Here is a 22,121-nt window from a genome sequence, read left to right as displayed (position 1 = left end):
CCCCCACTGCACCCGCGAGAGGTCAGCGGGCAGCGGATACATCCATCTTCACGGGGCCGCGAATCATCGCGTTCAGTCCGTAGTTGACGTCGTGCAGCTCCCAGTCGGGAACCTCGTCCAGGAAGCGATTCAGGACCGTCTCGATCTCGAATCGGGCGAGGTTGTTGCCCAGGCAGACGTGCGCGCCGATGCCGAAACCGAGGTGCGCCTGAACCGGTCGGTGGATGTCGAACACGTCGGGGTTCTCCCAGCGCTCAGGATCGCGATTTCCCAGCCCTTGCAGGGCCATGACCGAAGCGCCGGCCGGGACGACATGGCCGGCCAGCTCGACGTCCTTGTCCCGGACGAAACGCATGTTCCACATCTTGACGCTGTTGTAGCGATGGACCTCTTCGATGGCCTGAGGGATCAGTGCGCGATCCTCGCGCAGCTGGGCCCGCTGCTCGGGGTGCTGGGCAAGGACCGCGAGACAGCTGCCCATGAGCTTCGAGGTGGTCTCGTTGCCGGCGAAGATCAGCTGGGTGTTCCAGGAGACCTGCTCAGCCTCGGTCATCGGCACGTCCGACTCGACCATCTTGCTCACCAGATCGCCCTGACCGGGGTTCCTCCGGCGCTCCTCGATGATCGTGGCGACGAAGGCATTCATCAGATTGGTGCTCTCGACACCGACCTCGACGAGCCGCTGTCCTCGAGGCGTGGGATCGTCTCGGCCCTCCATGATGCCGGTCATGTTGTCGGTCCAACGGATGAACTCAGCGATGTTCTCGGTCGGGATCCCCATCAGGGTGGCGATCACAAGAGTGGGGATCGGACGCGTCACGGCCGGGACGATGTCGACGACCTCGCCGTCGCGCATCCGGTCGAAGGCGTCTTGGGTGGCCTCCGCGACGATCCCGGCGATCATGCCCGAGATCTCGTCGATGTTCTTGCGCCTGAAGTCGCGCGCCCAGATGCCCCGGACGTCCGCGTGACGCTTGCCCTCCAGAGCGGTGAAGGGCGGGCCGCCGAACAGCTTGCCGATCTGCTCGTGGTCCGACGTGAACAGCCGACCCTGCCCCATCGCCCGAGCGCAGTCGCGGTAGCTGGTGATGAGGTAGTGACCCAGCTTCGCGTGCTGCACGATGGGACCAACGGCCCGGACCGCTTCGAGAGCCGGGTACGGATCGTTCACAAAGTCCGGGTCGTAGAAGTCGAGATCCACTGTTGGTACAGGGCTCTCGATCAATGTGTTCGACACTTTGTTCAACCTTTCATCGTTCTCGCGTGTCATCCCTGCTGAGCCGACAAGAAGAGGGACCGTGCCGTCGGAAACACCTTCGGCACCCGTGTTGAGGCTAGGCAGGATGCGCCTGAACTTCATCGACAGTTGTCCCAATTCGACATGTCTTCGTTGTGCGTGCCCACACCTCCGGCGTCGTCCGTCGACGCCTCCTGTGCGTCACTCGCCCTGGGCGCCCAGGCCGAGACGCTTAGCGCCAGGGCCCCGAAGACGGCAAGGGTCCCGCAGACGGCCGCGACCAGCCCGGTCAGGTTCCCTACGAGGCCCACGACCGTGACCACGGCGGCGGCGATCGAGTAGCTGGCGGCCGCGTACAGCGAGGCCAGCGCGCCCTGTCGCGCAGCATTCGAGCCCTTGGTCAACGCGACGAGAGCGGTTCGGTAGCCGGTGCCCACGCCTACCCCAAGAGCGACGAATCCGAGGATTGATAGAAGGTCCGCACGGAACCATGCACCGACGAGGATGACCAGGATTCCGCCCGTCGTGGCCAGCATCCCGCTCGAGCGCGGCGCGAGGCGAAGCACCAAGGGAGCCCCGAGCTGTACGGCGGCCGTGGCACATGGGAGGACCACTGGGCCGATCGCCCGCGCAGCCTGCATGTCGAGCTCGTCGAACAACGTGGCACTGAAGACGGCGGCGAGGCTCACGCAGGTCCAGACGATGATGCCCGGGACGAACAAGCGCAGGGTGTCGCGACCGACTCGCGCGGACGGGTAGGCGGCTGGGGTCGCCCTCAGGGCGCACCGGTTGTCGTCACGCCGAAGGCCGAGGACGACGGTCAGCCCCACGAACAGCAGCACGACGATGACGCTGTGGCCGATGAACACTGCGCGAGGTGCTGCGCCGCCTGACAGGAGGCTGACGAGCAGTTGGGATCCGGCCGCACCAGCAATGGCACCGGCGGTGTTGCCCGTTGCCGTGATGGCGCGGCCCTTGGCTCCGACCGCAGCAACCACCAAGGCGGATGCTGCCCCAGTGCCGAGGCCCCCGGCAGCGCCGCCGATGGTCCGGCCGACGAGGATCGACCACTCCTGAGCATGGGCCAGCAGAAGGTCCGATCCGAACATCAGGAACAAGCTGATCAGCAGCACCGGGCCGGCCCAGCGGGCGACTTGGGGGCGGGCCATGGCGAACAGCGTGACGACGAGCGTCGCAACGTAGAGCGTGAAGGTCATCGAGATGACCAGCGGGGTGAGACCGAGCGCCTCACGATAGGTCGGCAGCAGCGGGTTCACGGCATTCGAGGCGGCCACGAGCATCGCGAAGGATGTCGCGACGAGGGCTGCCTGAGCCCGCGCTACCCACGCCTCGCTAGGCCCCCAGCGGCGTCGGCGCCGCCTGGGGAGGCTGGGTGTGATAGTTCCGGGTGTCCGCACGGTCGGTCCCTTCGTCCCTGTCAGACGCACGGCTTGCGCCACAGGCCGTCGGCGGCGGTGCATCAAGGTGTTCACTGAGGCGTCCCGGGCCTGCGCCTTCTCGGCATCACCCCGCCATCGAGAAGCCCCCCGCCCGGCCATGACTCGTCAGCACCGCCCGAGACGGCATCCACGCGAGGGGCTTCCAGTCACGTCACGCTGGCTGGATCCAGGTCTCGATGGGCCTCGTCGCTGGACTAGATCGCGCCGGGTGCGTCCTTCGAGGTGACGTTGAAGGTCGTCGACGTGAGCCCGCCGTCCACCGGCAGGTCGATACCGGTGACGAAGGCGCTGCGGTCCGATCCCAGCCAAGCGACCGCGTGGCCGATGTCGTGCGGCTGGCCGATGTGACCGAGCGGGAGGTTCGCCAGGTACGCGTCCCAGTCAAGGTCCTTGAAGTCGGGGTTCGTCTTGCTCATCGGTGTCTCGATCGGTCCCGGGCACACCGAGTTCACGCGAATACCGAGCGCCCCCAGCTCGACGGCGGCGGCCTTCGTGAGGCCCCGGACGCCGAACTTGGAGGCGCAGTACCCGGCGAAGGAATGGCCACCCGCAAGCCCTCGGACCGATGAGATGTTGATGATCGATCCCGGCCGGGGCTCCGCTTCGGCTTGATTCATCCGCACGAACATCTGGATGCCGAGCAACGGACCAATGACGTTCACCTCGTTCATCTGACGCAGTGCGTCAGCCGAGATGGAGTCGACGGCGCCCAGAACCAGCAGGCCCGCGTTGTTGACGAGCACATCGGGGCTACCGGTGTTGGAGCCCAGCCATTCCTCGAGATCCTGCCACGATGCCGCATCAGTGACATCGAGACGGCGAGCCGTGACGTCCGGCCCGATGGACTCAGCGGTCGCCACCGCTTGTTCCAGGGAGAGGTCGGTGAGGATGACACGGGCGCCCAGCGAATGACAGGTCCTGGCTACGCCCTCTCCGAGGCCACGCGCAGCGCCGGTCACGACAACTACTTTGTTCTTCAGCACAGTTTGCTCAACTTCCTTTGATTAGGTGCTCTGGGCACCGACGGTGCCCAGCGAATATCGGGGTGGGAGGGCTCAGCGCCCCGGCCCATACAGGCCGAACTCCGATGCAGGGTCGCGCGTGGGCCAGGTGAGTGCTGCCTGAGCCGACTCGCCGAGAGCCTTGGAACGCTCGATCAGCTGCTGCCCGAGCTCGAGTTGACCCGGTTCCCAACGGCTCAGGGCGGCCTGCACGTTGCCGTTGCTCTCGCGCAGCGCCTGGGCCAGCATTCGACCGTTCTCTGCCGCCTTGGCGGTGCCGGCCGCGGCGTGGGGGCGAGCAACGCTCGCTGCGTCTCCGATCAGCGCGATCCGGCCGAAGGCCATCTGGTCCGCGAACTGGTCGAAGACGGCCTGCAGGAACGGCTTCGGCGTGGAGGCCACGAGGTTGGCGAGATCCGGTCCGAGCTCCTCTGCCGAAGCGCGCATCTCAGCAAGGGCGCTTGGTCGCGGGTTGTGGAGCGACACGTCGCGGCGTACGCCGCCAGCGTCGGTCATCAGCTCGTCGAACTCGCTGCCGACCGCAACGTTGCGATACCAGACGAAGTTGAGCATCACCTGACTCGAGTCGCCACTCTTGGGAATCGGATAGGCCACGATGTGCCCGTCGCGGCTGCTACCGAACGAGATCGCCTGGCTGAGTTTCGAGGCCACCTCCGGGTCGAGCAGACCCGGATCCACGATCCCCCGCCATCCGACGTATCCGGAGTACTCCCGCGTGGTCTCAGCCTTTAGGACGCGCCGTGCGGTCGATGCGATGCCATCGGCGCCGACGACAAGGTCCGCTCGAGTCGTGTGACCGGAAGCGAAGCTGATGCTGACCGAGTCGGGTCCCGGGTCGATGCCGACGAGCTCGTGACCAAGGTGGTATCGGTCGTGGCCGACTGAGGCGAGGAGCGAGCGGTAGAGGGCAGTCCAACTCGTCGTCAGATAGTCGCGGGACGGTTCGGCGACCGACGCGCCGTCGGCACCGTACGTACGGATCGCGGTCGCGCGACAACAGATCGACGACGCGGGCACACCCTCGACATCGGTCAGGAACCGCAGGGTCGCCGGGTGAGCGATGATCCCTGCACCCGCCCCGTCGAGCAGCTTGGCGGATCGCTCGTACACATGCACGTCCCAGCCGTCGCTGCGAAGCAGGGCCGCGGCATGGAGACCGGCCAGCGAGCCACCCACGACCGCGGCGCGTCGGCCAGCACTTGAGTCTCGATGAGAGTTTTCGATCACATACGGAGCATCCAGCCCTCGAGCCGCGATTCCGATGTGTGCCCACACAAAGTCGGTGCTTGATAGTGGGTTCCTCCACATAGTCATCAGCAAGCAAACGGAAGAATATGCTGAATCACGCCATCCTGGGTTTCGAGACTGTCCAGAGAGGAAGGCCATGGATCCGACAGGTTTGCCGACGGGTTCGCCCTATCTGGCAGGAGGTTCGTCCTACCGACAGTGGATCGAGGCACTGGCGAACATCACCCGAGCTGTGAACGATGATCTCAGCGAGCGGGAGGTGGGCGATCTCATCGCGAGGACGTGCACCCAGCTGGTAGGTGTGGACCGCGTCGCGGTCCTGGTCGCAGACCCGGACCGCAACACCCTTCGAGCGGTCGGCGGCGCGGGGCTGTCGCCTGACTTCATCGAGCATGTCAACGGCGGCCCAGGGATCCAGATCTTCCCTGAGGACTCGGATTTCGACGTGGCGCCGTCGAGCAAGGTCTTTCGCGAGCGCCGCGCCGTCTCGCTGCCGGACGTGCGGAACTCCACCAGCTTCGCGCCGTGGCGAGAATGGGCCGAGTCGGAGGGATTCAGCGCGATGTTCTCCGTGCCACTCGTGACGGGAAACGAAGCGTTGGGCACCATCGCCTGCTACAACGACTCGGTCGGCCACCTCACCAGCCCTCAACGCGAGTTCAGTGAGCTGATCGCCGATCACGCAGCCCTGGCGCTGCAGTCGTTCCAGCTGCGCCGCCGCCAGGCACAGAGCATCGACGAGCTCAGCCGCACCCTAGCCATGCTGAGCAGACGGCAGGAGCTCCACACCACACTTATCGAGCTCGCGCTGCAAGGCGGGACCGTCAGCGACATCGTTGCCGCAGTGCAAGCCGAGCTCGGTTTCCCGATCAGCCTTTCCGAGGAGACCGAGCCGAGCGCGAACACCGTGAGGCTTCCCCTCGACGGCACACAGTTCTCCTCCATCCACGTGGAGCACCCCCTGGACGAGGAGTCCCGGATGGCGCTCGAGTCCGCCGGACTGGTGGTCGCGCTGGAGATCCAACGTGCACAGTCTCTCGAGGAAGCGAGCGACCGGCACATGTCGGACCTCCTGAACGAGATCCTCACGACCGATCACCTCACAGATCTCGCGGGGCTCGCCGACCGGGCGCTTCGGTTCGGGTACCGGCTCGACGTCCCCAGCCGCTTGGTTGTGCTACGGGCCGACGACCCCACACCGACCTCATCTCGACGGATCGCGCAGATCGCGCGATCAATAGCCCCCGAGGCACGACCTCAGATGATCGCGTCCTACGGGACCGACACCACGGTCGTTCTCGTCCCGGACTCACCTGACCACGCTGCCATACCGGAGACCCTGTACTCGGTGCTCAAACGGAAGTTCGGCAGCTCATCGGTGTCCGCGGTGGTGGGACCAAAATGCAAAGGCCCTGCACAGCTGGCTTCCAACTTTCGAATTCTCAAGTCGGCCTTGAGGATTCGGCAGACGCGGGGGCTCTACGGAACCATGGCCTATCTCAGCGATCTGGGGACCCTGCAGGTGCTGCTGCCAGGAGTCTCAGACGAAGCCATCGAGTTCAGTCGGCGCCTGCTGCTGCCGCTGCAGGAGCAGGGCCATCGCGCATCCGACGCACTGATCCCGACCTTGTGCTGCTACCTGGCGAACGGCCGGAGCACCTCGCGAGCAGCGAAGGCCCTCGAGGTACACCCGAACACGGTGAGCAACAGGTTGGAACGCATCGCGCAGCTGACCAGCGGGTCCCTGGACGACACCGACCACCTCCTGGATCTCCGGTTGGCATTGCTCATCCAAGAGGTCCTGACCTGCGCATCCACCAACCCCGCGCCCCATAATGAGAAGGAGCGGCATGACACAAGCATCGACAGACAGCCCCGGAAGCGGCCTGCCTGACCCATCTGGTCGCCTCGCGTCCAATCCGTTCAGGTCGTTGCTGAACTCCGACGAGACCGGGTTCGGGACCTTCGGGATGCTGGACAGTTCGATGAGCGCGATGGTGCTCGCACGCCTGGGCTACCAGTTCCTGGTTCTCGACGTCCAGCACTCGCCGTTCGATCTTCGCCAGATCGAGTCGGCTGTCGCGGCCTGCGTCGGTACCCCGTGCAGCCCCCTGGCTCGGGTGCTACCAGACCGCCCTGACCAGATCGGCTGGGTTCTCGACCTCGGTGTCGACGGCGTGGTCGTCCCTCTGGTGAACTCACCTGAGGCAGCTGCGCAGGCCGTGTCGGCATGCCGCTATCCCCCCACCGGACGTCGCAGCATGGGAGCGGTCCGCAACATCCTGGTGCGGGGTGAGGCCTATCCCGACGACGCCGACGGCGATGTGGCGTGCGTGATCCAGATCGAGCACATCGACGCGATCGCCAACATCGACGCGATCCTCGATGTGGAAGGGATCGACGCGATCATGCCTGGCCACATCGACCTCGCGCGGTCCATGGGTCACCGCCTCAGCTACGGACCTTCCGTCTCCAACGCGGTCCCCCAAGATGTCATCGACGCACTCCGCGTCGTGGAGGACGCTGGTCGGAAGCGCTCCATTCCAGTGATCCCCGTGACGGGAGGCTCGGCCGAGGTGGGTTCTGCCCTCGCGGCCGGCCACCGTGTCATCTGCTGCAACACCGACTTCCATGCACTCAAGAACGCCGCTGCAGAGCAGCTCACCCAGTGCTGGAGTGCGACAGCTTCCCACCGGGCCGGGCGCACCTCGCTGGATCAACCGGCGTGACACCGGCCGACCTCGACATGACAACTCCTCAAGAGACAAGTAGTTACAAATGAGAATGAACTACCTGGGCGCTTCTGGCCTGCAGGTCTCCTCCTTGGCCTTCGGGACCATGACGTTTGGCGGGACCGATGAGTACTTCGGAAAGCTCGGTTCATTGCAGGTCGACGAGGCGACACGACTGGTTCGCATTGCACTGGACGCCGGGGTTAACCTGTTCGACACAGCCGACTTCTACTCGTCGGGCGCGTCGGAGGAGATCCTGGGCAAGGCGCTGGGAGTTCGCCGTGACGAGGCCATCGTCTCGACCAAGTTGAGGTACCCGATGGGCGACGGCCCAAACGACGGCGGACTCTCGCGGCATCACATCATGCGTGCCTGCGAGGCCAGCCTTAAGAGGTTGAACGTCGAGCACATCGACCTGCTCCACCTGCATCAGATCGACCTGTCGACTCCTCTGGAGGAGACCATCAGGGCATTGGACGACCTCGTGCGAAGCGGCAAGGTTCGCTACCTGGGAGTCTCGAACTTCCCGGCATGGATGGTGACCAAGGCATCCAGCATCTCGGACGCCCGCGGGTGGGAGCGGTTCGTGTGCAACCAGGTCCATTACTCACTGCTGTGCCGTGACATCGAGTTCGAGCTGGTGCCGAGCGCTCTCGACGCCGGCGTGGGTCACGTGGTGTGGAGCCCGTTGTCGGGCGGCCTGCTGTCCGGCAAGTTCGGCCGCGGCAAGGCGGTGCCTGAGGACTCGAGGCGGTCCCGTGGCTTCGGCGACACCGTTCCTGTGGACGACGAGCGCAACTTCGCGGTCCTCGACATCGCTTCCGCCATCGCCAACGAACGAGGGTGCTCGGCGGCGCAGGTGGCGATCAACTGGCTGATCACCCGCCCCTCTGTGAGCAGCGTGGTGCTGGGCGCTCGCACGGAGAAGCAGCTGATGGACAACCTGGGTGCAGCACAGTGGGAGATGACCGCCGACGAGGCAGCGAGGCTCGACGAAGTCACCAGCCCGCCGGTCCCGTATCCGTACTGGCACAACCGCATCCACAGCGCTGACAGGCAGGTCGGCGAGAACCGACGCGTCATTCGAGGGGCCGACAGCCCTGGGCGTGCCGCCCAGCGCAAGAACTCCTCGGCCTAGTGTGCTGTCCACTCAGGTCGGGTAGGAAACCCGGCTGGTGACGTGCCGCCGATCGCGGACATTGTGTGTGCTGGTTCAGGACATCCCGGAGCCATGTCTCAAGACATCCCGGAGTGATGTCGCGAGTCATCCCGAAGTGAGCGTGGGCCCGGTTCCAGCTTCTGGGCATGACACTGAACCGATTGCTGATCACCTCCGTGGTCGTCGAGAACCGACCCGTCCGCGATGTCGCCGCCCAGTACGGCGTCTCTGAGTCCTGGCTCTTCGAGCTCCTGGCGCGCTACAGGGCCGAGGGCGACGCGGCCTTCGAACCACACTCACGGCGCCCCCGCAGCGTCCCGACCACCACCCCAGTCGAGACCATCGACCTGATCGTCGAGCTGCGCGAGAAGCTGAGCGCCGCCGGTCTGGACGCCGGCCCCGACACCATCAGGTGGCATCTCGAGCACCACCACGCCACCGTGGTGTCCCGGGCGACGATCTCGCGCTACCTGACCAAGGCCGGGCTGGTTGTGCCGGAGCCGAAGAAGCGACCGAAGTCCTCCTACATCCGCTTCGCCGCCGAGATGCCCAACGAGACCTGGCAGTCCGACTTCACGCACTACCGACTCCGTCGCCCTGGCGGCCGACCAGGAGCCGACACCGAGATCCTGACCTGGCTCGACGACTGCTCCCGCTACGCACTCAGCGTGACCGCGCACCACCGGGTCACCTGATCGTGCAACAGACCCGTTCTACTCGAGCCCACGGAAGGTGAGGTCACGGGCCTTGGTCCAGCGTACGCAGTCTCAGCGTGTTCATCAGCATCTCGAGGTCGGCGCGAGCCGGTTGCTGAGCGTGGAGGGTTGACCGTCGAGCGGGTCGAGGTCGACAGCTCCGACGGCCGGGTGGTGCACGTGGTCACCGAGGAGGAGAGCGCAGCCGCCTGCCCATCGTGTGGGGTGGTCTCGTCCTCGGTGAGGGGATAGGTCGTTACGCGTCCTCGTGACCTGCCCTACGGGCCTGCTCCGGTGCGGTTGGTGTGGCACAAGCGCCGGTGGCGATGCCGCGAAACGCTGCGTCCGCGTGGTGTGTCAGAAGAGCCAAGTTTAGCCTCGGCAACTCGGGCCAAACGTCCGCGTGGCCATCAGTCATCCGTGGGCTCCGTGTCCAGGAAGGAGACGACCGCCATCTCCCTGGCATTGGGGATTGCACTCCATGCGAGCCACAGGGCAGGCAGGGCCAGAACGACGATCGCATAGGCAGGAGTCAAGTCCGAGACATTGGACACCAGCCACGTCGCAACGAAGGGCGCGGATCCACCGAATAGGGCATAAGCGAGCTGGAAGGGGAAGGCGCTGGCCGTGTATCGAACGTCAACAGGGAACAGTTCCACCACCGCGAACGCCTGTACCGTCATCATGGAGTAGTTGATCGTCGCGTACACCGCGATCGCCACCACTGCAGCCACCATCCCCCTGCTCAGCAGCAGAAACGCCGGGAGGGTCCAGATGGCCAGGGCCCCGGCCAATGCCGCGGCAAAACACTTCCTGCTGACACGGTCCGCCCAACGGCCGAGCACGGGTATGAAGGCGATGGCGATCACGTGCCCGATGACGATGATGAGTAGAGCCTCCGCCATCGCATATCCGACCCTAGTGACGAGATAGGTCAGCATGAATCCCACGAGGATGTCGCCGGCAAAGGACTGCACGGCCACCCAGCCGAATAATGTCAACATCTCCTGCTTGACCGTCTTGAATGCCTGCGCCAGAGGCGTTCTCGCGTTCTCGGGCCCGTCCATCTCCTGCACCGCGGACTTGTACGCATCCGACTCCTCGAGGTTCAGTCGAAGGATCAGGCCAGCGAGTCCCAGCGGAGCAGCGATAAGGAATGGAATCCTCCATCCCCAGTCCAAGAGCTGATCCGAGCTCATCGAAAAGCTGACGAGCAGCGCCACCAGGGATGCGCCTGCCACCCCAGAGACGATTGAAGCGATGACCCACGATGCATTTCGACCGCGCTCCTTCACGGGCGAATGCTCAACGACGAGAACCATGGCACCGGTCAATTCTCCCCCAGCCGAGAACCCCTGCGTCAGTCGACACAGAAGCAACATTACTGGGGCAAGGATCCCCACGGTCTCATACGTCGGCAGGGCTCCGATGGCGGTTGTGGAACCACTCATGAGGATGACGGCTACCACGAGAGCGCGCTTTCGGCCGATACGGTCCCCGATGTGGCCGAACACAATCGCCCCGACAGGGCGGATGAAGAAGGCGACGCCGAAAAGAGCGAAGGTCGACAGAAGCGCCGCAGTGGGGCTCTCCTGGGGGAAGAACAGGGCGGCAATCGTCACCGCGAAGAAGCCGTACAGGGTGAAGTCGAAGAACTCAATAAAGTTTCCGACGGCACCTGCGCGTGCGACCTTCCTCCGCTTCCGCTTATCCGTCAGTGCCGGTGTGGCAACCGAAGTGGTCAACGCATCTCCTATAGAGGCCGTTCCGTCGTCTGCGCTTTGCTTGTTCGTCATCGGCGCCAGGGCGAATCTGTTCTTCATCGCCGGACCACGGATGAAACTGAGCGGCCGAAAGAGTTCGTCCACCGGCCCCACCCTGCGGGCTCGCATGAACCTGTCCTTCGACATCGTCAAGCATCCCGTCCGAGGCTAGGGGTCGGCGTGGGCACTGCGCTTCGAGCGCGTTCACAAATGTCAGCCCCCTGCTTGTGCTCCCGCACACCCGGCGCACCGGCCCCGATGGGTCACCGGGCTCAGCTCGGCGACGTCTCCGATTCCGGGGGCACCGCGACCGGCTCGTTGTCCGCCAGCGGGGCGTAGACGTCCGTCGCGGGACGAGTCGACCAGTATCGGGCTAGGATCGTCCCCGTCAGGACGCCGATCGAGCCCACCAAGGTACTCGGCAGCGCGGCCTCCGCACCGAAGTAGGTCCCCGCGAGGACGAGGGCGATGCCACCGTTCTGCATCCCGACCTCGATCGAGATGGCTCGGGTCTGCCGCGTGCTGCGCCGAGTGAGCTTACCGCCAGCGTAGCCCAGCGCCAGGCCGATCACGTTGTGCGCCAGGACGGCCACGAAGATCAGCACACCGCTGGCCATGAAGGCCGCGTGCCCGGACGACAGGTTCGACGCGGTGATGAAGACCAGGGCGATGGCGGACAGCGGAGCGACGACCGGCTCGACCGCATGGCACACGCGCGGGGCGAAGGTCCTCAGGAGCGCACCGGCGACGACCGGGATGACCACCATCCGGGCGATGTCCAGGGCCATGGACGACGCGGGGATCGGCACCAGCTTGTCGGCGAGGACCTCGATCCACAGCGGGGTGACGAGGATCGAGACGAAGGTGGAAACCGTCGTCATCGCGACGGACAGGGGGACGTCCCCCTTCGACAGGTACACGATCACATTGGAGGCGGACCCACCGGCGACCGACCCCAAGATCACGAGCCCGATCGTGAGCTGGTCGTTCAGGTTCAGGACGTTTGCGACCCCGAAGGCGACCAGCGGCATGATCGTGAACTGACAGATCACACCGATCAGGACCGACGCGGGCGCCCTCCTGATCGAGGCCAGGTCAGCCACCGAAAGCGTGATGCCCATGATGAACATCAAGAGCATGACGACGTACAACGTCCACGCCGAGTACGGCGCGATGCTGTCCGGCTGCCACATGGCGTATGCCATTCCGGCAACGATCCACAGCGGCAGGTACCGCGTCAGTCCAGATCCGACACCTTTGACGAATCGCATATTCGCAATCTCCTTGTGTTGTCATTTGGGTCTGCTGCACGATCAGGTGACAGGTTGACCTGCAGCAGACCCTGCCGGTGATCACAGCCACAATGTGTGCTCACACAATTCGCTCGAGCTTGGTGTGAACCACACACACCTACCTGCCGGAGAGAAGGCGAGCGCCTGACTGCCCGCAGGGCATGCCGGATCGCCAGGTCCCTAGCTCGTCGAGGGACCTGGCGACAGGCTCGCCGTACTCCGCCTCAGCGAGCGCCGATCCCGACGTCGTCTCGTCCCGCGGCGCGAAGGACGTCCCGCGCGCGTCCGACCGTTGGGACGTCCACAATCACACCGCGGGCTACCACTTGGCCCTGCCCCGCTTCGAGGCCCTCCTGGTAGGCACCCACGATGGCGAGGGCATGATCGATCTCCGCCTCCGTGAAGCCGAACTCGCTTGTCACGACTTCGACGTCCTGGAGGGTCAGGCACAGCTTGGAGGTGAATCCCATGCGCTTAGCGAGACGACATTCCTCACGCACGAAGTCCGGATCGCCGACGAATAGCGAGGCCGTGTCGATGGGGGCGGTGAGATCGTACGCCGCGGACGCTTCCACCAGCTGGGCACGCACGTGGTTCTCGAACTCCCCCATGCCGGTGTACTGGGTGTTCGTGTCGCGGGTGAGGTCACCGACACCGACAACGAGGGCTAGCGGAGGTTCGCCCTGGCCGCAAATCTGATCGAGATTGCGTAGCCCGCGCGCGGTCTCGACCAGGGCGACCAGTTCGACCTCCGCGCCCGTGCCCCGCAACGCGGTCCGTACCCGCGCCAACTGCTCAGGGCCCTCGACCTTTGGTACCATCACTGCCGAGGCTGTCGCAGCCGCGACGCGGATGTCCTCCGCCCAGCCGGCATGGTCCTCGTGGTTGATCCTCACCCAGGTCCGTTCCCGTGGCACGTCCACGTTCAGGATCTGTTCGCGGCGCGCGGCCTTCTCGGACTCGGGCACGGTGTCCTCGAGGTCGAACAACAGAATCGATGCCGCCGAGGCGACCGCCTCGGAACGTCTCGGAACCTGCGACCCCGCGGTAGGGGCATCGTCGTTCGGCGCTGCGAAAAGAACTGAGCGGAACGTGGACAGTGTGACGGGCAAGAGCGTCTCCTTGCATCAAGTATCGGGCGTGCGACCTCCCAGCGACCCTGCCCTGAAGAGCCAGCAGTTCCAATGCGGAACCCCCCAAATATCGGCCTACTCGCTGTGTCGGCACATAGTCGGGAACGCCGGGTGCTCAGGAAGGGCAGGCTCGGCGGCACGTCACCCGACGGCGTGAGCCCTGATGTCTCGTCGCATGCGACGAACCCTTGTGAGGAGTGCAACCGCCAGCACCGCGAGCACCGCGATGAAGGCTGCGTAGCCGACCACTGCGACCCGTAGGCCGACGTACGGCTCCGCCACCGCAGCCACTGCGCTCGGAAGTCCCGATCCGATGAAGCCGGTCAGATAGAGGGTGGTGAGGAACCGGCTCCTCTCGTCCGTCGGCACTTCAGCAACCACGATCCTCAGGACGGCGGTGGTCGCGCCACCGAAGCTGATCCCGGACAGGGCACTGAAGATCAGGAAGACGACATCGCTGCGCAGGTGCAGGCCCCTCACCATCATCATCATCCCGACGACGATCATCAGCAGCGAGCAGAAGGCCGCATTGAAGTGCGACGTCCTCGCGAGAAGTGGACCTCCGACGGTCGTCAGCCCGATCACCAGCCCCACCACGACGCCGGCGAACAGGGGGCCCTGGTGGTCCAGGTACTCCACAGCCATCGGTGCACCCAAGGATTGGTAGAGGCTACCGATGGACCATGCAGACACCAGGGCAGCGCCCGTCGCGACGCACAGCAGCCGCAGGCCCTTCGGAGCCGAGAGCGCCGGCGTGAAGGCGGTGAGACCGCCAACGCGGCGAGAGGTGGTCGAGGGAGAACGCAGGAGTCCGAGTAGACAGCAGGTCAACAACAGGTTGACGACGACGTAGATCCAGTAACCAGAGAAGCCGAGCGTCTCGGTGAGGACGCCCGCGGCGAATGCTCCTACCGCGATCCCGAGCGGAGCGCCCACGCTCGCGATGAGCGCGGGCCACATGTCGGGCCGCGGCGACCGCAGCTCGATCAGGTAGATGCTCAGCACAGGGAGCCCCATACCCGTGGCGGCGCCTTGGGCCAGGCGTCCGATCATCAACAGCTCTGTGTGGCCGGTCGACAAGGCCACGATCGAGTTGCCGACGATGGCGACGAGGACGGCGCTGGCCGCGCCTGCCTCACGCCCGATCACATCGGACAGACGGCTCAGGAACAACAGCGCCAACGCCGTTCCGAGCATGTACATCGAGAACGACCCGGTGAGAGCCGCCTCGCTAGCCCCGCTCGCCGACAGCAGGGAGGCAGGTGCGCCGGGACCGATGGTGAGCAGGACGAGCGCCAGGCCGGCGTTGACGAACGCCCAGCTCGGTCCCGCAGAGCCCCCCGCACTGCCCTTGCCAGCGCTAGGCAAGTCCACGTTCACTCAGCGACGGACCGACCGTCCATCGAGGTGTCAGCACTCGACGGAGGATGCGAAGGCGACCGCCCGCGCGAGTGTAGATGTCGTCGTACTGCCCCACACGGACGTCGAAGCTCACTCGGTCGATCGAGTGGTAGGTCGAGGTCGAGCGAAGCACGGAGTCCTCGAGCCACACGTACGGGTTGGTTGTCTGGTGCGCCTGCGGATGGGGCGGACTCCCCAGAGCGAAGAACGCTGCGATCTCGGCCACCCCCCGCAGGTGATCTCCGCCCAGCGCTGTCATGTCCAGCGAGGCTTCGGGGTGGAAGACCCTCGTCCAGTCGCATGTCGTTCCGCTGTCTGCGAGCGCGCAGTAGAGACCGATGAGCTGGTGGACCTCGACGATGTCGGCGATCGTGAGGAGATCGCCGACATCGGAGCTCTGACGACTGCCGGGGCTCATGGGAAGGGCAGTAGTCGTCGCTGCTGCATCAGCTTGATCCAGTGACGTGCGCTTGCGTCGGTCTCGACGACCTCGTTGAACCCGAACCGCTTGATCTTCACCGAGCTCACGACCGCAGGGCGCGGCATCTGGTCCTGTCCATAGTTCATTGCGAAGTCCGCCAGGTGGTGTGACTCCCCGAGCAGCTCGCCCAAGCTCATCGGACGGAGGTGGTGTGCGGCGACGATCTCGCGCCACACGTCCTCGTGGGCGGACAGGAACTCAGCCAGGCTCGTCGGCACCGCGTGCCCCGGGTCCGGTACGCCGAAGCTCTCAGCGAGGGCGGGCCACAGGTCCGGCCAGGAGAAGGCCTCACCGTTCGTCACATTGAAGTGCTCGCCGTTCGCTGAGCGATTGGTGGCTCCCCACAAGATCGCCCGCGCAAGCAGGCCTGCGTCACACCCCTGACGGATGGCCGCGGCACCACCCGGGTATGCGAACGGTCGACCCGTCGCCTTACAGATGGCCGCATAGACGCCGATCGGAATGAGGTTGTTCATGGCGACGCCGGCCGTCGCTCCGAAGATGCCGGCGGGCCGGTAGATCGTCCACCCGAACCCCAGGCGTGCCGCCTCGGACCTGAGGTAGTCCTCCTGGAGCCAGTAGAAGTTGGGGTGATCGTCTCGCGGCATGCGTTCACGGGCCGGGATGGGCACGTCGTGAAGATGGACGCCGTAGGCCTTGCCCCCCTGCATGAGGCTGACGTGGGTCACCTCGGCCACGGACGTCGTCGGTTCGATCACGTTCCGAAGCATGTCCAGGTTGATCTGCCCGTGGTCGGCGGACGTCCAGCCGGAGACGAGGCCCGGCATCTCGTACAGCGCCGCGAACACGATGTGACTCACTCGTGCGAGGTGGTCCGCATGCCGGCCGAGGGCGGCGGGGTCACGCAGGTCCGCAGGGATCCACTGGAAGCTTCTTAACGACTGGATCTCGGGTCGCCGCCTGGAGACGGCGATGACCTCCCACCCGTCAGCGAGGAAGCTGTCGACGACCGAGGTCCCGACCAGTCCACTCGCACCCGCGACCAGTACGTGACCCGACACGGCGAACCTCCCTCACCTTGGTTGAGCTTGAACGGACGAGACGCGCGAAGATCGGGTCATCGCGCAGCAGGCGCGAGCTCGCACCAGCGTCGCGACGACCCGATCTTCGAAGTTCCGCCACCCTGCCGAGCGCTGAGTTGCGCTCAGCTGAGTCGGCTGATGCGCGGCACCTGGGGGCTGTCGCTGAACAGCTCGCCCGGCGTCATCTCGAACCCGTCGAAGTGGCGGTGAGGCGCCCCGGTGTAGATCACGTCGGTCGGCATGTAGCGCAAGGTGTACGCCGCACGCCCCTGCGTGGTCTTGTTGCCGTCGGCGCCGTGCACGGTCAAGTCGTAGTGCACCGTGGCGTCGCCGGCCTTGAGGTCGGTCCCTCCCGCGAATCCATACTTGTCCTCGAGGTACGGGTACGCCTTGCGGATGTCGTCTCCGGGTGCGCGGCTGAACCGGCCGAGGGGCCCTTCGTTGTGCGAGCCGGGCATGAACTTGAGAATCCCCATGTCCGCCGTGAGATCGGTCAGCGCGATCCAGATCGTAAACGCGCCTTTACGGTCAAACGGCCAGAACGGGTAGTCCTGGTGGAACGGGGTCGGTCCGCCGTCGTTGCCAGGCTTCGTGAACGTCATGTCGTGGATGAACAGGCCCTCCGGCTCGTCCAGGAGATCGAGCGCGACCCCGGCGAGGCGGGGCGACAACGCGAGCTCGCGGAACCAGTTGTCCGTCCACGCCATGCCGTCATAGCTCTGCACGACCCGCGCATACTCCTCCGACGTCATCCACTTCTCGGACTCAGACGGCTGGACGGGCGCAGCGTACCTCTGCACCTGCTCGAGCATGGCTTGCACCGCGTCGGCGCTCAACAGCCCCGGAAGGGGCGCCCAGCTCTGTGACCTGAGGTGCTCCAGGGTTCCGTCCGGAAGTTGGTACGCCTCCAACAGTTCGGGCAGAAGCTCTTCTGACATGTGCTTTCATCCTTCTCTTGAGCCCGGACAGAAGGTCCGAGCAAATGGGTGTCGCGTGATTGACAGAACCGAGCGACTACGCGCCGTAGGAACAGAACTCGATCATGTTGCCGTCGGGATCGGTCACGAAGTACTGGCGCTCCGCGGCCGGCGAGTTCTCGAGCTCGAACACGTCTACGCCCCGCTCGCGCCACGAGTCGACGAGTTCATCGAGATCTCCTGCAGCGGGAACGGCAACGGCGAAATGGGGGTCCGCAGGACTCTGTGGCGACCCGCCGCCGCGCCGGAAGCCGCCGGTCGTCAGATGGACCGGCATGCCTGAAACCTTCAGCCAGACGCCGTCGAACTCGAACGCGGGACGCTCGACCTCCTCGAACGTCAGCAGGTCACAGTAGAACTGACGAGCGGCATCCAGGTCTGAGACACACACGCTCACGTGGTCGAATCGCATGTCGACGTCGGAGGGCTTCATGACTCGATACTCCGCGACGGGCTGTGAGGTTGACGATGGTGATCGCAACAATTTCGACCGTCTTTCCTCCATGCCAACACACCCCGCGTCGGACGGCGAATGCCCCCTCGTACAGCCCGAAATGGCGATGGGTCTGGCGACTCGAGGAGCAGCACCCGCCCGCAGGGCGGTAGCCGATTCCGCATGGCCCGAACCAGCGGGACCATCACAGCGGCCCGAAGACAGAGCGCACCTCCGCCCGCAGGTCGAGGGTGTCGAGAACTGCCAGGAGTTGGCGTTCTTCGTAGCCGAAGTGGGATTCCGTGATGGCGGGAATGCCATCAAGGTGGCGATCGAGCTCGGCCGGGCCGGCGCAGCGATCCACCGCCTGCTGTAGGCCGCCCAGCAGGTGCGCGATCATCGCGTGGTCCTGCTCGAGGTAGCGCAGGGTTTCCCGTAGGTGCGGGTAAGCGGCGGCGACCGCGGAAAACAACTCCCGGTCCTCGCGCCCTGGTGGTGATCGGCCAGCGCCGTGCAGAACCCGTGGCAGAACAGCAGTAGGTCGCGGGGTGCTGTCGCCGCAGTATCGTCCTCGGCAACGGCCTCGCGAGTCACCCGCAGCGCTTCGCGCAGCCGGTCATGGACCCCGCGCATCTCGCGACTACAGGCCACCAGCCTGGTCTTCTCGCCCTCAGCCACGTGAGGGCGAAGGGGTGAACGACATCCGGGCCACTATCTGTGGCTCAGCCCCAACGGCCGGCACCTCCTGGTCGGCCCGCACGGCACCCGCGCCCTCGACCCACCACGTCGCCTCGACCCCGACGACTACTAGCTCCCCAGCCCCGCACCCCGCCCACCAGCACCACCGGGCGGGGACTCCGCCCTGCCACCACCGGACCAACCCCGTGACGGCGACCACCGCGCCCACGTGGGTCGGCGCCGGAGACGCCGGGACGGAACGGTCAGGCTGACCGGGAGGTGGTCGCTCAGGAGTGTGCGTGCAGTGGCTTGCCGGCAAGAATCAGGGCGGCTTCGCCGAGGGCCTCGTTCTGGGTCGGATGGGCATGGATGACCGCCGCGACGTCGTCGGGATGCGCCTCCCAGTTCACGATGAGCGCGGCCTCACCGACCTGCTCCCCCAACCGAGTCCCGATCATATGAACTCCGACGATGGGACCGTCCTTCTGCCGGACGAGTTTGACATGACCGGCGGTCTGGAGGATCTGGCTCTTGCCGTTGCCACCGAGGTTGTACTCGGCGACCTCCACGCTCTCGTCGCCGAACTGCGACCTCGCCTGCGGCTCGGTGAGGCCGACGCTGGCGATCTCCGGGTCGCAGTAGGTCACGCGCGGGATGTTGGCGTCGACGACGGGCTGTGGGCTCAGCCCCGCGATCTCCTCAGCGACGAAGATGCCGTGCGCGAAGCCGCGGTGTGCGAGCTGCAGTCCGGCGACGAGGTCACCCACCGCATATACGCCCTTGACGTTCGTCGCGAGCCGGTCGTCCACCTTCACCCAGTCGCGGTCCATGGCCACGCCCGACTCCTCGAGTCCCAGACCCTGGGAGCGGGGGCCGCGGCCGACGGCCACGAGGACCAGGTCGGCCTCGATGCTATCGCCGCCCTCGAGGGACACGACGACACCGGAGTCGCTCTGCTCGACGCCGGCGAACCGAGTTCCCGTGCGGAAGGCGATCTTCCGCCGCCGGAACGCCCGCTCCAACTGCTTCGAGAGCGCAGGATCCTCAAGCGGCACCAGGGTCGGCATGGCCTCGACGAGGGCGACCTCCGCACCGAACGACCTCCACACGCTCGCAAACTCGACTCCGATCACGGAGCCACCTACGATCACCACGCGCTTCGGAACCTCGGTCATCCGCAGGGCCTGGTCCGACGTCACGACGCGCCCCTCGATCTCGAGGCCGGGAAGCGACCGCGCGTAGGAACCCGTTGCGAGGACGACGTTGCGTCCGACGTACGCCTGCCCGTCGACCTCCACGGTGCCACCGCCGCCCTGATGCGTGCTGACCAGTCGGCCCCGACCTTCAACGACCGTGATCCCCGCGGACTTCACCAACCCCTGCAGGCCCTGGTGAAGGCGGTCGACGACGCCGTCCTTGAACGTGTTGACGCTGTTCATGTCAACGCCGTCGAGCGAGGCCTGCACCCCGAAGGTGCGCGACTCCCGGACGGCGTCGGCGACCTCGGCTGCGTGAAGGAGGGCCTTGGTGGGGATGCAGCCGCTGTGCAGGCAGGTCCCGCCCAGCTTGTCCTTCTCGATCAGGGCGACCTTGAGCCCGAGCTGGCTGGCTCGCAGGGCGGCGGAATAGCCACCGCTCCCGCCACCAAGGATGACGATGTCGAAGGTGTTGCTGGTCATGGCGGGACCTTTCCCAGATGATGTGGACGGCGCGGGAGATCTCAAACGTGGACGCTGTGCTCGACCTTGTAGACGTCGATGATCCGGCCGAGGAACCTGATGAGTTGGACGAGCTCGTGATCGCCGTCGAACGACGCAACCACCGATAGCCGCATGACGGGTCCGCGGACGTGCTCCAGTCCTCGGACCTCGCGGTGGTCGAAGCGGCTCAGGTCGGCGACGAAGCGTTCGAGGGTGGCCTGCCGGAGAGTGAGCACCTGCGTGACCCGTGTGCAGACGGCCAGGTCGCCCCGCGCATAGATCGTCAGGACGGCGAGCCCTGCAGCCTGCTCGTCGGCGACGCAGGTCCCCCGGGCCTTCATGCGAGCGCGAAGGCCTCAGCCGGGTCGGAGAGCAACCTCCCCAGCGTCGCGAGGACGTTGGATCCGAGCTCGCCGTCGACCAGCCGGTGGTCGAACGACAAGGCAAGCTGAGTCACCTTGCGGACCTGGATCTGTCCGTCGACCACCCACGGCATATCGCGGACGTTGCCGAAGGCGAGGATGGCGGCCTCCCCCGGGTTGAGGATGGGGGTGCCCGAGTCGACGCCGAGCGCACCGATGTTCGTGATCGTGATGGTGCCGCGGGACATCTCCTCCGGCGAGGTCTTGCCTGCGCGTGCAGTCGTGACCAGCTCCCCGATCGTGTCGGCCAGATCGCGGAGCCCGAGGGTGTCAGCATCCTTGACGTTGGGGACGATCAAGCCGCGAGGAGTTGCTGCAGCGATCCCCAGGTTGACGTAGTGAGGCTGCACAATCTCCTGGGCAGCCTCGTCCCAGCGGGCGTTGATGCCGGGATGCTGACGGATCGTCAGGAGCAGCGCGCGTGCGACGAGGACCAGCGGCGTCAGTCGGACGCCGGACCAGGACCGATCGCTCTTGAGCCGGTCGAGCAGGTCCATCGTGCGGGTGACGTCGACGGTGAGGAACTCCGTGACGTGAGGTGCAGTGAACGCCGAAGACGTCACGGCCGCGGCAGTCGCGCGGCGAACGCCCTTGATCGGTGTGCGCGTCTCACGGACGGCGGAGTCGGCTGACGTACCAGGCGAGGAAGGCTCAGCGCCGAGGGCGGCGGCTTCTACGTCGGCGCGCGAGATGATCGAGCCGTTCGACGGCTGCACGGTGGCGAGGTCGACGCCCAGCTGCCGGGCGCGGAACCGTACCGGCGGCTTCGCCCGGACTGCTCCCGGCGATGCCGACGCGGTGGGCCGAGACGGAGTGGCGGTGTCCGGCTCCGACGACCTGCCGCCAGGGCCGCGACCTGTCAAACGTCGCGTCCGAGCGACGGCGGGCGCCGGTCCCGTGCCCACCAGGACGAGGGGCTTCTCATCGTCGACGTCGTCGGCCTCGTCAGTGCCTGCTGCGACGTGGGTCCCCGACGCGGACTCGCTCGCGGTGGAGGCTCGCTGCCCGGACCCGTCGTCGATGCTGATGATGACGGTGCCGACGGAAACCGTCTGTCCGGGCTCGACATGCAGCTCGGCGACGGTACCGGCGACGGGCGAAGGCAGCTCGACCACCGACTTCGCCGTCTCGATCTCGACGAGTGTCTGGTTGACCTCGACCACGTCGCCGGAGGCGACGTGCCAGTCGAGGATGTCGGCCTCGGTGAGGCCTTCCCCGACATCGGGAAGCTTGAACTCGAACACG

General features: G+C 65.9%; 20 protein-coding genes and 1 pseudogene. 5 read left to right on the top strand and 16 right to left on the bottom strand.

Annotated features, from left to right (window positions below; genetic code table 11):
• Positions 1–22 precede the first annotated feature (22 nt).
• The 4 genes from WJ438_RS07470 to WJ438_RS07455 all read right to left on the bottom strand — a co-directional run bounded on the left by WJ438_RS07470 (position 23) and on the right by WJ438_RS07455 (position 5,027).
• Positions 23–1,360: a cytochrome P450 gene (locus WJ438_RS07470; RefSeq protein ID WP_406724499.1), complete on the bottom strand. Its 1,338-nt coding sequence runs from the start codon at positions 1,358–1,360 to the stop codon at positions 23–25.
• Entirely contained in the window at positions 1,357–2,538 is a 1,182-nt protein-coding gene (locus WJ438_RS07465) for an MFS transporter (RefSeq protein ID WP_406724498.1), read from the bottom strand. The genes WJ438_RS07470 and WJ438_RS07465 overlap by 4 nt, the downstream gene beginning before the upstream one ends.
• A gap of 353 nt (positions 2,539–2,891) precedes the next feature.
• Positions 2,892–3,680 carry an SDR family NAD(P)-dependent oxidoreductase gene (locus WJ438_RS07460; protein WP_406724497.1) on the bottom strand — a complete coding sequence of 263 codons (789 nt, stop codon included), beginning with the start codon at positions 3,678–3,680 and terminating at the stop codon, positions 2,892–2,894.
• A 72-nt stretch (positions 3,681–3,752) separates the two neighbouring features.
• On the bottom strand, positions 3,753–5,027 hold the full coding sequence (locus tag WJ438_RS07455; RefSeq protein ID WP_406729623.1) for an FAD-dependent monooxygenase: 1,275 nt from the start codon (positions 5,025–5,027) through the stop codon (positions 3,753–3,755).
• A 76-nt stretch (positions 5,028–5,103) separates the two neighbouring features.
• Between WJ438_RS07455 and WJ438_RS07450 the strand changes: the two genes are divergently transcribed.
• The 5 genes and pseudogenes from WJ438_RS07450 to WJ438_RS07430 all read left to right on the top strand — a co-directional run.
• Positions 5,104–6,861 carry a helix-turn-helix domain-containing protein gene (locus tag WJ438_RS07450; protein WP_406724496.1) on the top strand — a complete coding sequence of 586 codons (1,758 nt, stop codon included), beginning with the start codon at positions 5,104–5,106 and terminating at the stop codon, positions 6,859–6,861.
• A complete protein-coding gene (locus WJ438_RS07445) occupies positions 6,818–7,696 on the top strand; it encodes an HpcH/HpaI aldolase family protein (RefSeq protein WP_406724495.1) in 879 nt (292 codons plus the stop codon). The genes WJ438_RS07450 and WJ438_RS07445 overlap by 44 nt, the downstream gene beginning before the upstream one ends.
• A gap of 55 nt (positions 7,697–7,751) precedes the next feature.
• Entirely contained in the window at positions 7,752–8,837 is a 1,086-nt protein-coding gene (locus WJ438_RS07440; protein WP_406724494.1) for an aldo/keto reductase, read from the top strand.
• A 167-nt stretch (positions 8,838–9,004) separates the two neighbouring features.
• Positions 9,005–9,553 carry a helix-turn-helix domain-containing protein gene (locus WJ438_RS07435; RefSeq protein ID WP_406724493.1) on the top strand — a complete coding sequence of 183 codons (549 nt, stop codon included), beginning with the start codon at positions 9,005–9,007 and terminating at the stop codon, positions 9,551–9,553.
• A gap of 270 nt (positions 9,554–9,823) precedes the next feature.
• Positions 9,824–10,078: pseudogene (locus WJ438_RS07430) on the top strand (hypothetical protein); the annotation flags it as partial.
• On the opposite strand, the gene WJ438_RS07425 reads toward WJ438_RS07430, so the two are convergent.
• The 12 genes from WJ438_RS07425 to WJ438_RS07370 form a co-directional block, all read right to left on the bottom strand.
• Complete coding sequence (locus WJ438_RS07425; protein ID WP_406724492.1) at positions 9,964–11,421, bottom strand: MFS transporter; 1,458 nt, start codon at positions 11,419–11,421, stop codon at positions 9,964–9,966. The pseudogene WJ438_RS07430 and the gene WJ438_RS07425 overlap by 115 nt on opposite strands.
• Before the next feature lie 167 nt (positions 11,422–11,588).
• Positions 11,589–12,587, bottom strand: a complete 999-nt coding sequence (locus tag WJ438_RS07420) for a bile acid:sodium symporter family protein (RefSeq protein WP_406724491.1) — start codon at positions 12,585–12,587, stop codon at positions 11,589–11,591.
• Between the two features lie 245 nt (positions 12,588–12,832).
• Positions 12,833–13,720 carry an HpcH/HpaI aldolase/citrate lyase family protein gene (locus WJ438_RS07415; RefSeq protein WP_406724490.1) on the bottom strand — a complete coding sequence of 296 codons (888 nt, stop codon included), beginning with the start codon at positions 13,718–13,720 and terminating at the stop codon, positions 12,833–12,835.
• A 162-nt stretch (positions 13,721–13,882) separates the two neighbouring features.
• Positions 13,883–15,121: an MFS transporter gene (locus WJ438_RS07410; RefSeq protein WP_406724489.1), complete on the bottom strand. Its 1,239-nt coding sequence runs from the start codon at positions 15,119–15,121 to the stop codon at positions 13,883–13,885.
• On the bottom strand, positions 15,102–15,560 hold the full coding sequence (locus WJ438_RS07405) for a nuclear transport factor 2 family protein (RefSeq protein WP_406724488.1): 459 nt from the start codon (positions 15,558–15,560) through the stop codon (positions 15,102–15,104). Before WJ438_RS07405 ends, WJ438_RS07410 begins: the two co-directional genes overlap by 20 nt.
• Complete coding sequence (locus WJ438_RS07400) at positions 15,557–16,645, bottom strand: SDR family oxidoreductase (protein WP_406724487.1); 1,089 nt, start codon at positions 16,643–16,645, stop codon at positions 15,557–15,559. The genes WJ438_RS07405 and WJ438_RS07400 overlap by 4 nt, the downstream gene beginning before the upstream one ends.
• A gap of 143 nt (positions 16,646–16,788) precedes the next feature.
• Positions 16,789–17,604: a phytanoyl-CoA dioxygenase family protein gene (locus tag WJ438_RS07395; protein WP_406724486.1), complete on the bottom strand. Its 816-nt coding sequence runs from the start codon at positions 17,602–17,604 to the stop codon at positions 16,789–16,791.
• Positions 17,605–17,680: 76 nt separating this feature from the next.
• On the bottom strand, positions 17,681–18,076 hold the full coding sequence (locus WJ438_RS07390) for a VOC family protein (protein WP_406724485.1): 396 nt from the start codon (positions 18,074–18,076) through the stop codon (positions 17,681–17,683).
• A gap of 205 nt (positions 18,077–18,281) precedes the next feature.
• On the bottom strand, positions 18,282–18,548 hold the full coding sequence (locus WJ438_RS07385) for a hypothetical protein (RefSeq protein ID WP_406724484.1): 267 nt from the start codon (positions 18,546–18,548) through the stop codon (positions 18,282–18,284).
• A gap of 493 nt (positions 18,549–19,041) precedes the next feature.
• Complete coding sequence (lpdA, locus tag WJ438_RS07380; RefSeq protein WP_406724483.1) at positions 19,042–20,433, bottom strand: dihydrolipoyl dehydrogenase; 1,392 nt, start codon at positions 20,431–20,433, stop codon at positions 19,042–19,044.
• 41 nt (positions 20,434–20,474) lie between these two features.
• The gene (locus tag WJ438_RS07375) at positions 20,475–20,795 is read right to left on the bottom strand and encodes a hypothetical protein (protein WP_406724482.1); all 321 of its coding nucleotides are present in this window, start codon (positions 20,793–20,795) and stop codon (positions 20,475–20,477) included.
• A complete protein-coding gene (locus tag WJ438_RS07370) occupies positions 20,792–22,120 on the bottom strand; it encodes a dihydrolipoamide acetyltransferase family protein (RefSeq protein WP_406724481.1) in 1,329 nt (442 codons plus the stop codon). The genes WJ438_RS07375 and WJ438_RS07370 overlap by 4 nt, the downstream gene beginning before the upstream one ends.
• Position 22,121 lies beyond the last annotated feature (1 nt).

It is taken from the genome of Streptomyces sp. GD-15H, assembly GCF_045291515.1.
Classification (GTDB): Bacteria; Actinomycetota; Actinomycetes; order Streptomycetales; family Streptomycetaceae; genus Streptomyces.
Note: the sequence above shows the minus strand (reverse complement) of the source record. Positions and strands in the feature narration are given on the sequence as shown.

Excerpts from the sequence above, each read along its gene's own strand:
- WJ438_RS07470 (WP_406724499.1), bottom strand. The coding sequence starts at position 1,360 with ATGAAGTTCAGGCGCATCCTGCCTAGCCTCAACACGGGTGCCGAAGGT.
- WJ438_RS07465 (WP_406724498.1), bottom strand. The coding sequence starts at position 2,538 with ATGCTCGTGGCCGCCTCGAATGCCGTGAACCCGCTGCTGCCGACCTAT.
- WJ438_RS07455 (WP_406729623.1), bottom strand. The coding sequence starts at position 5,027 with ATGTGGAGGAACCCACTATCAAGCACCGACTTTGTGTGGGCACACATC.
- WJ438_RS07450 (WP_406724496.1), top strand. The coding sequence starts at position 5,104 with ATGGATCCGACAGGTTTGCCGACGGGTTCGCCCTATCTGGCAGGAGGT.
- WJ438_RS07445 (WP_406724495.1), top strand. The coding sequence starts at position 6,818 with ATGACACAAGCATCGACAGACAGCCCCGGAAGCGGCCTGCCTGACCCA.
- WJ438_RS07440 (WP_406724494.1), top strand. The coding sequence starts at position 7,752 with ATGAACTACCTGGGCGCTTCTGGCCTGCAGGTCTCCTCCTTGGCCTTC.
- WJ438_RS07435 (WP_406724493.1), top strand. The coding sequence starts at position 9,005 with ATGACACTGAACCGATTGCTGATCACCTCCGTGGTCGTCGAGAACCGA.
- WJ438_RS07420 (WP_406724491.1), bottom strand. The coding sequence starts at position 12,587 with ATGCGATTCGTCAAAGGTGTCGGATCTGGACTGACGCGGTACCTGCCG.
- WJ438_RS07405 (WP_406724488.1), bottom strand. The coding sequence starts at position 15,560 with ATGAGCCCCGGCAGTCGTCAGAGCTCCGATGTCGGCGATCTCCTCACG.
- WJ438_RS07395 (WP_406724486.1), bottom strand. The coding sequence starts at position 17,604 with ATGTCAGAAGAGCTTCTGCCCGAACTGTTGGAGGCGTACCAACTTCCG.
- WJ438_RS07390 (WP_406724485.1), bottom strand. The coding sequence starts at position 18,076 with ATGAAGCCCTCCGACGTCGACATGCGATTCGACCACGTGAGCGTGTGT.
- lpdA (WP_406724483.1), bottom strand. The coding sequence starts at position 20,433 with ATGACCAGCAACACCTTCGACATCGTCATCCTTGGTGGCGGGAGCGGT.
- WJ438_RS07375 (WP_406724482.1), bottom strand. The coding sequence starts at position 20,795 with ATGAAGGCCCGGGGGACCTGCGTCGCCGACGAGCAGGCTGCAGGGCTC.